The organism is Candidatus Binatia bacterium (genome assembly GCA_036382395.1).
Lineage (GTDB): Bacteria > Desulfobacterota > Binatia > HRBIN30 > HRBIN30 > JAGDMS01.
The window spans coordinates 1-11,790 of record DASVHW010000439.1 but is presented as its reverse complement, the minus strand read 5'-3'; the positions used below and the strand labels follow the sequence as shown (position 1 = coordinate 11,790).

General features: G+C 64.6%; 17 protein-coding genes. 16 read left to right on the top strand and 1 reads right to left on the bottom strand.

Annotated elements, in window-relative coordinates; genetic code table 11:
* Positions 1-39: 39 nt before the first annotated feature.
* Positions 40-627: a hypothetical protein gene (locus tag VF515_21785; protein HEX7410261.1), complete on the bottom strand. Its 588-nt coding sequence runs from the start codon at positions 625-627 to the stop codon at positions 40-42.
* Between the two features lie 47 nt (positions 628-674).
* Between VF515_21785 and VF515_21780 the strand changes: the two genes are divergently transcribed.
* The 16 genes from VF515_21780 to VF515_21705 all read left to right on the top strand — a co-directional run.
* Positions 675-965, top strand: a complete 291-nt coding sequence (locus VF515_21780) for a hypothetical protein (GenBank protein HEX7410260.1) — start codon at positions 675-677, stop codon at positions 963-965.
* Between the two features lie 24 nt (positions 966-989).
* The gene (locus tag VF515_21775; GenBank protein HEX7410259.1) at positions 990-1,190 is read left to right on the top strand and encodes a DUF433 domain-containing protein; all 201 of its coding nucleotides are present in this window, start codon (positions 990-992) and stop codon (positions 1,188-1,190) included.
* Between the two features lie 12 nt (positions 1,191-1,202).
* A complete protein-coding gene (locus VF515_21770; GenBank protein HEX7410258.1) occupies positions 1,203-1,466 on the top strand; it encodes a DUF433 domain-containing protein in 264 nt (87 codons plus the stop codon).
* On the top strand, positions 1,463-1,816 hold the full coding sequence (locus VF515_21765; GenBank protein ID HEX7410257.1) for a DUF5615 family PIN-like protein: 354 nt from the start codon (positions 1,463-1,465) through the stop codon (positions 1,814-1,816). The genes VF515_21770 and VF515_21765 overlap by 4 nt, the downstream gene beginning before the upstream one ends.
* A 12-nt stretch (positions 1,817-1,828) precedes the next feature.
* A complete protein-coding gene (locus VF515_21760; protein ID HEX7410256.1) occupies positions 1,829-3,484 on the top strand; it encodes a DUF499 domain-containing protein in 1,656 nt (551 codons plus the stop codon).
* A 34-nt stretch (positions 3,485-3,518) separates the two neighbouring features.
* Positions 3,519-3,692, top strand: coding sequence for a hypothetical protein (locus VF515_21755; protein HEX7410255.1), 174 nt, complete (start codon positions 3,519-3,521; stop codon positions 3,690-3,692).
* A gap of 6 nt (positions 3,693-3,698) precedes the next feature.
* Positions 3,699-4,595, top strand: a complete 897-nt coding sequence (locus VF515_21750) for a hypothetical protein (protein ID HEX7410254.1) — start codon at positions 3,699-3,701, stop codon at positions 4,593-4,595.
* A 75-nt stretch (positions 4,596-4,670) separates the two neighbouring features.
* Positions 4,671-5,735 (top strand): aminomethyltransferase family protein, encoded by a 1,065-nt coding sequence (locus VF515_21745; GenBank protein ID HEX7410253.1) that lies wholly within the window; start codon positions 4,671-4,673, stop codon positions 5,733-5,735.
* A 65-nt stretch (positions 5,736-5,800) separates the two neighbouring features.
* Positions 5,801-5,944, top strand: a complete 144-nt coding sequence (locus tag VF515_21740; protein HEX7410252.1) for a hypothetical protein — start codon at positions 5,801-5,803, stop codon at positions 5,942-5,944.
* Between the two features lie 141 nt (positions 5,945-6,085).
* Positions 6,086-6,862, top strand: a complete 777-nt coding sequence (locus VF515_21735; protein ID HEX7410251.1) for an enoyl-CoA hydratase/isomerase family protein — start codon at positions 6,086-6,088, stop codon at positions 6,860-6,862.
* Positions 6,849-8,408, top strand: coding sequence for a long-chain-fatty-acid--CoA ligase (locus VF515_21730; GenBank protein ID HEX7410250.1), 1,560 nt, complete (start codon positions 6,849-6,851; stop codon positions 8,406-8,408). The genes VF515_21735 and VF515_21730 overlap by 14 nt, the downstream gene beginning before the upstream one ends.
* The gene (locus VF515_21725; protein HEX7410249.1) at positions 8,405-9,175 is read left to right on the top strand and encodes an enoyl-CoA hydratase/isomerase family protein; all 771 of its coding nucleotides are present in this window, start codon (positions 8,405-8,407) and stop codon (positions 9,173-9,175) included. Before VF515_21730 ends, VF515_21725 begins: the two co-directional genes overlap by 4 nt.
* Positions 9,176-9,196: 21 nt before the next feature.
* Positions 9,197-9,316, top strand: coding sequence for a hypothetical protein (locus VF515_21720; protein HEX7410248.1), 120 nt, complete (start codon positions 9,197-9,199; stop codon positions 9,314-9,316).
* A 77-nt stretch (positions 9,317-9,393) separates the two neighbouring features.
* A complete protein-coding gene (locus VF515_21715; GenBank protein HEX7410247.1) occupies positions 9,394-10,365 on the top strand; it encodes an ABC transporter ATP-binding protein in 972 nt (323 codons plus the stop codon).
* A gap of 39 nt (positions 10,366-10,404) precedes the next feature.
* Complete coding sequence (locus VF515_21710; GenBank protein ID HEX7410246.1) at positions 10,405-11,370, top strand: dipeptide ABC transporter ATP-binding protein; 966 nt, start codon at positions 10,405-10,407, stop codon at positions 11,368-11,370.
* 96 nt (positions 11,371-11,466) lie between these two features.
* The coding region (locus VF515_21705) for a polymer-forming cytoskeletal protein (protein ID HEX7410245.1) at positions 11,467-11,790 on the top strand (324 nt) is incomplete at its 3' end.

Below are 11,790 nucleotides of genomic sequence, written 5' to 3'. Positions count from 1 at the left end.
GTTCCGTACGCGCACCTGGCAGACCTTTTCTATGTCTGGCTAAAGCGTGCTGTCGGCGATCTCCTGCCTGAGCTTTTCACTGAAACTCTCACGCCGAAGGAAACTGAATGCGTTGTAGACAGACCGCACTCTCTCAACCCGAGAGCTAAGACATCGGATCAGTATGAGTCGAAGATGGCGTCGGCAATGCTCCGTGGGCGACACGTTGTACGGACGGATGGGATCGGAGGGATCGTTTTCGCGCACAAGACGACTGAGGGATGGGAAGCGCTGCTCACGGCACTCTTCCTCTGGACGCTCCAGAGCACAGACGGCGCGACGGTTGACGCCGCGAGCGACGAGGGCGACCTGCCTGCGCCGAGGCTTCGGCAGGCTGGGGACGAGGAGTCGTCCGACGAAGGCGAAGAGGGCTCCTCCCGCGGCAAGGCCAAGGGCTTCACGCTCGTCTTCGACGTCGTGCGTCGCTTCGCGCAGCCGCTCGGCATCGAGCTTCCCAAGTGGGAAGGCCGCGTCATCGAGACGAAGAAGGGCGTCGTACGCCTGCTGTCGATCGCGGAGCGCGCCAAGCAACTCTTCGGCGAGGACGGGCGCAGGCCGTGGCCGCGCGGCTCGAGCAGGAAGCGACAACGACCAACCCACTCCAGGGGCTACTCTTCCCCGACATGCAGCCCAGCGTGGCCCCCACGATCCGCGGGCGCGGCCGGGGCCACAGGAAGCGAGGGGGCGCCGAGGTGTCGGACGAGGGTTTGGGCGCTGCCCGCGAGGCCACGACCCTCGACCGCATCCATGCGGCCATGCTCCTCCAGGCCGGGGGCCGCACCAACGCGCTGCGCGCACTCCTTAAGGCCGAACAGGAGCGGGGCCCCGACTTCCTGCGCCTCGCCAACGCCTTCTCCGCGCTCTATCCGAAGGGGAGCGAGGAGAAGCGGCTCCTTGATGCGATGTTGCTAGCCGTGCCACGATGATGCAGACGTACCACAGAGGGAACGATGACAATCACAGACCGAATCGAGATCAATCCCCGAGTGATGCTGGGCAAGCCCGTGATTCGCGGGACACGGATTCCGGTGGAGCTGATTCTGCGCAAGCTGAGTGAAGGGGCCAACGAAGCCGCGCTGCTCGACGCCTATCCACGACTGACCCGTGAAGATATCCAGGCAGTCATTGGCTACCCAACCGACAGCGCTTGAGGAGGACTCGAAATGAAGCGACGAACCACGAAGGAGCAAGATCTCCTTCGACGCGTCACAGCAAGTCCCTCGATCTTCGGGGGCAAGCCGATCATTCGCGGCATGCGGATATCCGTTGAACTGATCCTCAGCCTCCTGGCTCAAGGCGAGACCGTTGAGTCGATACTAGAAGACTATCCGGATCTCGAGGCGGACGATATTCAGGCATGCTTGGCATATGCGCACGCGGTCATCGCACATGATTCTCTTGATGCAGTGCGAGTTGCAAGCAAGTGAAGTTCTTGGTTGACCGCTGCGCGGGACATCGTCTTGCCGAGTGGCTGCGCCAACGCGGCCACGATGTCGTTGAGTCGCGCGAGCGTGGACCAGATCCGGGCGACCGTGAAATCCTCGAATGGTCGGCGGCTGAAGGCCGCGTGCTCATCACCATGGATAAGGACTTCGGCGAACTCATCTTCGTAGGCGGAGTGTCACACTGCGGCCTGGTGCGGCTGCCGGATGTCCCCGCGCAGAGGCGTATTACGCTAATGAACAGAGTGCTCAGAGACCATGCTCGAGAGATTGCAGCACGGGCCATCATAACCGTGCGGGGCGGGCGCATAAGGATTTCGCGGCCCCTGTCGTAGCGAGGAGAACCGATGGAGCCCTGGTACAAAGTCGCGACACCGCGCAAGGAAGTCCGCGAAGGCCGCTCGTTCAACCCGGACGAGTTCGCCATCGCCCTCGAGCAGGTCGTGGCCGGAACTGCACCGGAGGACTATCGCGACCCTGCGCAGTTCTTCGCGCGCACCTGCTTCACGCGGGCACTGCGCGAGCACGCGGGTATGGTGCTGCGACGGCTCTCCGGGAGAACCGACAACACGTCGCCTGTGCTCACGCTCATCACCCAGTTCGGTGGCGGCAAGACGCACACGCTCACCACGCTGTACCACCTGGCGAAAAACGGAGACGCCGTGGCTGGCTACAACGGGGTCGCCGACCTGGTGCGCGAAGCGGGCGTCGGCTCTGTGCCCAAGGCGAAGGTCGCCGTGTTCGTTGGCAACGCCTGGGACCCGCAGCCGGGGCGCGAGACACCGTGGATCGACATCGCCCGCCAGCTCGCGGGCGACAAGGGCGTCGAGGCGCTTGGTCCCGCGGCCAAGACCACGCCCCCCGGCACCGATGCCATCGCGCGGGTCTTCCAGGCGGCCGGCGCGCCGGTCCTCCTGCTCTTCGATGAGGTGCTGAACTACCTGAACCGCCACCGCGCCAGCGCCGAATCGTTCCACGCCTTCATCCAGAATCTGACGGTCGCCACCACCGGCACCACGCACGGCGCGGCGGTGATCAGCCTGCCACGCAGCCAGGTCGAGATGACGGAGTCGGATCAGGAGTGGCAGGACAGGATCTCGAAGGTGGTGCGGCGCGTCGCCAAGGACCTGATTGCCAACGACGAGACCGAGATCAGCGAGGTCGTTCGACGGCGGCTCTTCCAGGATCTTGGAAGCGAGAAGATCCGGAAGAACGTCGCCAAGGCCTACGGCGACTGGTGCTTCGAGCGGCGCGAGCGGCTCCCACCCGAGTGGACCGCCGTGGACTCGGCCGCGACCGAGGCCAAGGCGCGCGAGTTCCTGCAGCGCCGCTTCGAGGCCTGCTACCCGTTCCATCCGGCGACGCTGTCGGTCTTCCAGCGCAAGTGGCAGGCGCTGCCGCAGTACCAGCAGACGCGCGGCACGCTGGCAATGTTGGCGCAGTGGATCTCGATCGCCGCCCAGGACGGCTACCGCACAGCGCGCACCGAGCCGCTCATCACGCTCGGCTCGGCGCCGCTCGCCGAGCCCGGGTTCCGCAGCGTGGTGCTGGGCCAGCTCGGCGAGTCGCGGCTCATCGCGGCGATTGATACCGACATCGCCGGCGAGCAGGCGCACAGCAAGGCGCTCGACGCCGACACCAAAGGGCCGCTGCGGGACATCCATCGGCGCGTCGGGACTGCGATCCTCTTCGAATCGTCGGGCGGGCAGACCGATAAAGTCGCGCATCTTCCCGAGCTGCGCTTCGCGCTCGGCGAGCCCGAGCTGGACACGACATCGATCGACAACGCCGCGTTGGTTCTCGAGGGTAGGTCGTACTTCATCCGCAAGACGGGCGCGGACGGCTTTCGCATCGGCTACCAGCCGACCATGAAAAAGGTGGTGAGCGACCGGCGCGCGTCGCTCGACGAGGAAACCGAGGTCAAGCCCGCGCTGCGCAAGCTCGTCGAGGAGGAGTTCCGGCGCGGCGCGAGCATCCCCCGTCGAGATTCTCAAAGGGGATGACACGGAGATCCCGGACAGGCCGAAGCTCACCCTCGTGGTCGTCGATCCGGAGACGGCTTGGACGGGATGCGGCTCGTTGCGCGCGCAGCTCGCCGAGTGGACGCGCCAGCGCGGAAAGTCGCCGCGGCTCTATCCGGGAGCGCTCGTCTGGTGCCTCAAGAAGCCGGGCCGAGACCTGCGCGACAAGGTGGAGCTGGGGCTCGCGTGAAAGCGGGTGGCGCGCGAGGTCGCCGAGGGTACGCTCGGTGGTGACTTCGAAAAGAGCGATCGGGCGGAGCTTCAGTCGAAGGTCAAGGACGCGGAAGAGGCGGCGAAGGACGAGGTCTGGGGCGACTATCGTTTCGCGGTCGTTGCCGACACGCAGGAGACCGACGGCCTCAAGGTGATCGACCTCGGCGCGGGACATTCTTCGAGTGGCGAGACCCTGTGCGGCCGGGTCATTGCCGCTCTCAAGTCCGAGGCGCTCCTCAACGAGTCTGTTGGCGCCGGTTATATCGAGCGCAATTGGCCCCCGGCGCTGAAGGAGTCTGCGGCGTGGCCGGTCGCGAGCCTGCGGCAGAGCTTCCTCAATGGCTCGCTCACGCGCCTGGTGGATCCCGATGCGATCCTTAGATCCAAGATCGTCGAGTTCGTGAGTCGGGGTGACTTTGGCTTGGCGTCGGGCCGGAAGCCCGACGGCAGCTACGAGCGGGTATGGTTCGAGGAGTTGCTTGCACCGGACGAGGTCGCCTTCGATGCGGGCGTGTGCCTGCTGAGGAAGGATTCGGCCAAGGCGCGCAAGGCGGGTGCTCCACCCGAGCCCGTGCCGGGGCCGGGTCCCCAGCCTGGTCCCGAACCCATCACCGCGCCTGAGCCGAGCCTCGCACCGGGACCCGCGCCCGCGCCTGGCGTCACCACGAAGACGCTGCGCCTCGTCGGAACGGTTCCGCCCGAGATTTGGAACCGGCTCGGCACGAAGCTGCTGCCAAAGTTGCGGGCGGGCACAGATCTCAAGGTCAGTGTGGAGTTCTCGGTCACCGTTGATGCCAGTGTCGCTGCGAGTTTGGAGAGCGACCTGCGGCAAGCACTCGAAGACCTTGGGGTCGCCGGGCAGGTTCGAATCCTGAGTTGAGCCGACAAAGCATTAGCGCGTGGCCCTTTTTTCGGCCGGCCGATTTTGTTACTCAACAACAATCGTGAATCCTCGATGAACTCCGAATCACAAGGGCTTGAACGGGCCAGTGGAGCACGGTCCGCCGGCATAGAGCTGGCGGCCCGCTTCACCGACCTTCAGAGTGAGTGGGCGGCGGTACGGCAGCGCTGCGGTTTGCTCGATGCGCGCTTCCGCGGACTGCTGCGAATGATCGGCTCGGACCGGACGACGTTTCTGCAGGGGATGGTGACGAACGACGTCGCGGGCTTGCACGAGGGGCAAGGCACATACGCGGCGCTGCTGACCATACAAGGCAAAGTGGTATCCGATCTCCGCGTCTACGCGCTCGCCGACGAACTGTGGCTCGAGGGGCCCGCGGCGCGGATGGGCGCGGTGCGAGAAGCTTTCGACCGCCACATCGTCGCCGACGACGTCGAGTTCGTCTCGGATGAAGCGTGGGCACCGCTGGTTGCGGTCGAGGGCCCGCAAGCCGCCCGGACCCTGGTCGGCGTCCTCGGCGACACGGTTGAGGGACTGCAGCCGTTTGCCCATCGTGAGTCGACGTTCGACGGGTCCCCCGTACGGGTGGCTGCCGTCAGCCATACCGGCGAAAACGGTTACCTGCTGTTCGGAAATCCGGCAATGGCCTCGAAACTGTGGGAGCATTGCCATGCCGCCGGTGCGGAACCGGTTGGCATGGAAGCCCTGAACGTACTGCGGCTCGAAGCCGGTATTCCATGGTACGGCCCGGACTTCGACGACTCTATCTTGATCGGCGAAGCGGGCTTGGACGCGGCGATCAGCTATCGGAAAGGCTGCTACCTCGGGCAAGAGGTGGTCGAGCGGGTGGCTGCGCGTGGTCAGCTACACAGGAAACTCGTCGGTCTACTCTGTGAGGGTGAGGTCGTGCCGCCGCCGCACTCGAAGCTCGTCCATGCAGCTCAGGAGGCCGGCTGGGTCACCAGCGCGGTCTGGTCGCCTGCCCACCGATCCGTCATCGCACTGGGGTATGCCAAGAGTGAGTGTTGGGACCCGGGCACGGAGGTCCAGGTGGCGCTGCCGCAAGGGTCAGCCGTTGCGCGCGTTGTCGCCTTGCCGTTTTATGCGCGGTCGTCGTAATAGTGTGTCATCACGTAGGGCGGGCAGTGCCCACCCTACGAATTCAAGAGAAGGCGGAGACGGAAATGTCCAACCAACTTGGCAAGCGGTATTTGTGCGAGACCTGTGGCACCGAGGTGCTGTGCAACAAACCTGGCGCCGGCTCGGTGACCTGTTGCGACAAGGACATGAAGTTGAAGGAAGCGAAGCCCCTGCCCTCGAGTGACTAGTGGGCTGCGCCCAGCGTCTTTTCGGCAGGACCGCTCCCCGCCCGCACTCCAGAGGCTTCCGGCGGACGTGTTGGGTCGCTACGAAACGCTTCGCATGCAACTTGACTCATATCCAGCATATTCCGGATGCCGGGTGCTCTAGTGTCCAAGCAAGTACGGGCGCGGCATGCGGCGCCCGCACAGCAGGAGCCAGCCGCCGTGCTGTATGAGAAGGACGGCGCGGTGGCGATCGTCTCGCTGAACCGGCCGCGCGTATTGAATGCGTACAACATGGCCATGCGTGACACGCTGTTCGAGACCCTCGGTGCCGTCCGCGATGACCCGGAGGTTCACGCCTTGGTCCTGCGCGGCAACGGACCCGCGTTCTGCACCGGCGGTGACGTGCGTGAGTTCGGCAGCGCCTCGTCGCCGATCGCGGCGCGGGAAGCGCGCTGGCACCGGGACGTGTGGCAGCTGCTGCTGTCGCTCTCCAAACCGACCATCGCGGCGGTCCACGGGTACGCCGTGGGCGGCGGCTTCGAGATGGCGCTTCTGTGCGACATTTGTATTGCAGCTACAGATGCGCGCTTCTCCTACCCGGAAACAGGCATGGCCATGATCCCCGGCGTCGGTGGCACCCAGACCACCCCGCGGGCGCTTGGTATTGGGCGCGCGCTCGACCTCATCCTCACCGGCCGCTGGCTCACTGCTAGCGAAGCCCTGTCCCTCGGAATCGTCACGCAGGTCGTTCCGAAGGCACGGCTGCACCTTGCCGCAATTGACCTGGCGCGGCGACTGTGCAAATTGCCGCCACAACTTGTGGCTTGCGCCAAGCACGCGGTGAACGGCGGGCTCGACATGAGCCTGCCCAACGGCTTGGCACTGGAACAGCGATTGAACTCATTAATGCGGAGCGGAGCATTCGGTGAATACCTCTAACTTTGTCAGCATTCCGGCAGCCATGTTCGAGGACCAGGAGATTCTGGTCTTCGAGGATCATCGCCTCACGTACGGTCAACTCTGGCAGGCCATTCAGCGCCTGGCCAACGCATTGCACGCCGTCGGCATTCGGCGGGGCGACTGCGTGGCCGTCCTGCAAACGAACTCGCACCACTATGTGGAAGCCTATTATGCAGCCGCCGCACTCGGTGCGGTTTTCCTTCCGCTGAACTATCGCGCCAAGTTGCCTGAGCTGGAGTACATGGTCACCACAGCGCAAGTGAAAGTCTTGCTGGTTGGCGATCGCTATCTTGAAGCCGTCAAGCAACTCCGCCCAAAATTCACCGGCGTGGAAACCTACATCGCCATGGAGACACCGCAGGACGGGTTTCTGCACCTCGAGCGCCTCATGGCAGAGGCGTCGCCGGAGCTCGAGCCGCCCGAGGTCGACGACGAGGACACCAGCATCCTCATGTACACCAGTGGGACAACCGCCCTGCCGAAGGGCGTGATGCTGACCTACAACGACTTCACGGCATACGTGACCGCCAACGTCGAACTGGCGGACGGCACCCCGCGTGGCGCGGCGCTACTGTGCGTGCCGCTGTACCACATTGCCGGCGCCACCAACATCATGACCTCGCTGTTCACCGGTCGCCGCCTCGTGTTGCTCAGGCAGTTTGATGCCACGGAGTGGTTGGAGACGGTCGAACGCGAGCAGGTGACACACGCGTTTCTGGTGCCGACCATGGTCAAGCAACTCATCGACCATCCCGAGTTTTCTGCACACGATCTGTCGAGCCTGCAGAACCTGTCGTACGGCGGCGCGCAAATGCCGTTCCCGGTCATTCGCCGCGCCATCGAGATGTTCCCCAAGACTGTCGGTTTCGTGAATGCGTTCGGCCAGACAGAAACCACCTCGACGCTCACGGTGCTCGGCCCCGACGACCATCGCCTCGATGGCAGCCCCGAGGAAGTGGAACTCCGACTCCGACGCCTCAAGTCGATCGGTCGGCCGCTGCCGGACGTCGAGCTGAAGGTCGTCGGGGATGACGGCGAGGAGCTGCCGGCTGGGCAGGTGGGCGAGCTCTGGGTGCGAACGCCGCGGGTGATGAAGGGCTACGGCGGCGGCGGCGCCAACAGCTCCCCTTTACAGGACGGCTGGCTGCCGACGCATGACATGGGTTGGCTCGACGAAGATGGCTACATCTTTCTCGCCGGACGCAAGGACGACATGATCATACGCGGCGGCGAGAACATCGCCCCGGCGGAGGTGGAAGCGGTGCTGTATTCGCACCCCGGTGTCGACGAGGCCGCAGTCATCGGCATCCCGGATGTGGAATGGGGCCAGCGCGTCGCCGCCGTGGTGGTGCCGCGTCCCGGTGTGACGTTGACGGCCGAGGACATCTCCGAGTTCTGCCGGCAGCGATTGGCCAGTTTCAAGAAACCCGAGGTGATCCACTTCCTCGAGGCGTTGCCCAGGAATCAGATGGGCAAAGTTCTCAAGAAGGACCTGCGCGCGCAACTGGGCGGAGAGCGCGCGTGAGCAGGAACGCCGTCGCGCGCGCCGCCAGGCGCGGCTTGCGGACGCGCGTCGTCGATGGCGTTGCCTGGCTGACGCTCGATCGGCCCCGCCATGGCAACCGCATCACGCAGGAGCTGGCGCAAGAGCTGTGTGAAGCCGCGGCCGACATCGAGTTGGACGACCGCGTGCGTGCCGTGGTGTTGGCGGCATCGGGACCAAGTTTCTGCCTGGGCGTCGAGGCAGGCGGCGGCTGGCAGCAACGCATGGACTGGGTGGAGGCAATCGCGCGCCTGACGCGTCCGGTTGTGGCCGCGATTCAGGGCGAAGCAGTTGCCGAAGGCCTCGAACTGGCCCTCGCGTGCGACCTGCGTGTCGCATCCGAGCGGGCTCGTTTTGCCATGCCGCAATTGGTCGCGGGACGGCTCCCGGCGCATGGGGGGACACAACGGTTGCCGCGCATCGTCGGACGCACCCGCGGGCTCGATCTGTTGCTCACCGGCCGCACCATCACCGCAGCGGGAGCGGAAACGATCGGACTGGTGTCACGAGTGGTCCGGCACGCCGGCTTCGCACGGTCACTCGGCACCGTCATCGACGCCCTCAGGAGCAAGGGACCCATGGCGTTGCGCTATGGGAAAGAAGCCGTGCTGAAAGGAACCGATCTCACGCTCGAACAGGGCATCCGTCTCGAAGAGGACCTGTACGTCCTGTTGCAGACAACGCGCGATCGGCAAGAGGGAATTCGCGCATTCTTACACCAACGGAAGCCCGTCTTCCGCGGCCAATAGGCAAGAAGGAGAGCGACACGAATGGCCAATCAACTGGGGAAAATGTACATCTGTTCCAAGTGCGGCTCGCAAGTTATCGTCACCAAAGGCGGCGGCGGAACACTCAAGTGCTGCGGCCAGGAGATGGAGCAGAAGAAGTAGCGGTACCATCCCCGACCAACAACAGCGAGGGCCGCCTGACCTTCCGCTTTTCTCGCCAGGCTGCTAGAGACAGGCGTGTGGCGCTACTTGAGGTACGCGACCTGCACACCAGCTTCCAACTGCCCCAGGGTGAGGCGCGAGCCGTCGATGGGGCCAGCTTCAGCATCGACCCGGGGCGGACATTGGGTCTCGTCGGCGAGTCGGGCTGCGGCAAGACCATGACGGCGCTGTCGATCCTCCGCTTGGTTCCTGCGGCGGCGCACGTACGTGGCGAGATCCTTTTCGACGGCCGCAATTTGCTCACTGCAAGTGAAGCCGAAATGCGTCAACTGCGGGGCAACGCCATAGCCATGATTTTCCAGGAACCGATGAGTTCGCTGAACCCGGTCTTCACCGTCGGCAATCAAATCGCCGAGGCGGTACGGCTACACCAGGGACTGGGCCGGCGGGCGGCACGGCAAAAAGCGATCGAAATGCTCAGGCTGGTGGAGATGGCAGAACCTGAGCGTCGGGTGGACGAGTATCCGCACCAGCTCAGTGGCGGTATGCGCCAACGCGTCATGATCGCCATGGCGCTGTCCTGCCATCCACGGCTGTTGATCGCCGACGAGCCGACCACGGCGCTCGACGTGACGATCCAGGCACAGATCCTCGATTTGCTGGCCAGCTTGCAGCAACGCCTGGGAATGGCACTCATCCTGGTGACGCACGACCTCGGGATCGTGGCTGAGCGCGCCGACGAAGTGGCCATCATGTATGCCGGCCGCATCGTCGAGCGTGCCCCGGTGGAGGCCATTTTTGCCCGTCCTCGGCATCCGTACACGCGCGGTCTGTTGCGTTCGATCCCGAAGGTTGGCGCCGCGAAGGCGCGGCGCTTGGAAGCTATTCCCGGCATGGTACCGGACCTGCTCGACCTTCCGTCCGGCTGCCATTTCCGCGACCGTTGCCCGGAAGCCATCGCCCGCTGCGCCGTGATCGATCCGTCTCTTGAAGAGCTGCAGCCAACACATTGGGCCGCCTGCATTCGTGCCTCGGAACCCGGCTGGTGAGGGCCGGTCAATGAGAAACAGGTTTGCCAGTCTGGCCACATGACGCCCCTCCTCGAAATCCGCCACCTCAAGAAGTACTTCCCGGTCCGCGGCGGTTTGTTCGGGCCGCGGCAGTTCGTGCGTGCCGTCGATGGAGTGAATGTGGCGGTGTACCCGGGCGAGACATTGGGCGTCGTCGGTGAATCGGGGTGTGGAAAGTCCACCCTGGGCCGCCTGATCCTGCGCCTCCTGGAGCCGACCTCGGGCGAGGTGCTGTTCGACGGGGAGAACCTGCAGACCTTGAGCCCCGGGGCGTTGCGGCAGAAGCGTCGCGAGATGCAGATCATCTTTCAGGATCCGTACGGCTCCCTGAATCCCCGCATGCGCGTCGGGAAGATCGTCGGCGAGGGGCTTGAAATCCACAACCTGGCGCGCGGCGCCGCCAAGAAGCGGCGGGTCATCGAGTTGCTCGACCGTGTCGGCTTGCGAGCCGACACCTACGACCGCTATCCGCACGAATTCAGCGGCGGACAGCGGCAGCGCATCGGCATTGCCCGGGCCCTGGCCGTGCAGCCGCGCCTCATCGTGGCCGACGAGCCCGTCTCCGCGCTGGACGTCTCGATTCAAGCGCAGATCGTCAACCTCCTGCAGGACTTGCAGGTGGAAATGAGATTGGCGTACGTCTTCATTGCGCACGACCTGCGGGTTGTGGAACATATCAGCCATCGCGTGGCGATCATGTACCTCGGGAAGATTGTGGAACTGGCGGAGAGCGAAGAGATCTATCGCAACCCACGTCATCCTTACACACGGGCGCTCTTGTCTGCTGTCCCGGTTCCTGATCCGAAGGCGCGGCGCCAACGCATGCTCTTGCCAGGCGACGTGCCGAGTCCTATTCATCCACCGGCGGGCTGTCCGTTCCATCCGCGCTGCCTGTATGTCGAAGAGCGATGTCGTTCCATGGAGCCGAAACTGACTGTGGGTCACAACCAGCACGCGGTCGCGTGTCACGTATTCCCGACGTGAGGGGGGAAGGAGGAAGGTGCGGTGTTCTGGAAGCGTAGAGGTCGCCTGAGTTCAGGCAAGAATGTTAGTGAACACGGGCGCACGAGTGAAGCGGCGGTGGGAACGAGCTTCGTCGCCCCGGTTCCTGTCCTGCGGTCGTCACTCGGCGCAGACACGGTCGTAAGCGGGCGGCTGAGTTTCACCGTGCCCACACGCATCGATGGGACGCTGCGCGGCGAGGTCCGTGCCAGCGACATGCTGGTAGTGGGCGAAGAGGCCAAGGTCGACGGCATTGTCCGGGCGTTGAAGCTGATCGTGCTGGGACAGGTCCGCGGCGAGGTCCGTGGCGCCGAGCGCGTCGAAATCGGCAGTGGGGGCCGGCTCATCGGAACGGTCGAGGCACAAAGTCTGGTGGTGAAAGAAGGCGGCTGTCTGGAAGGC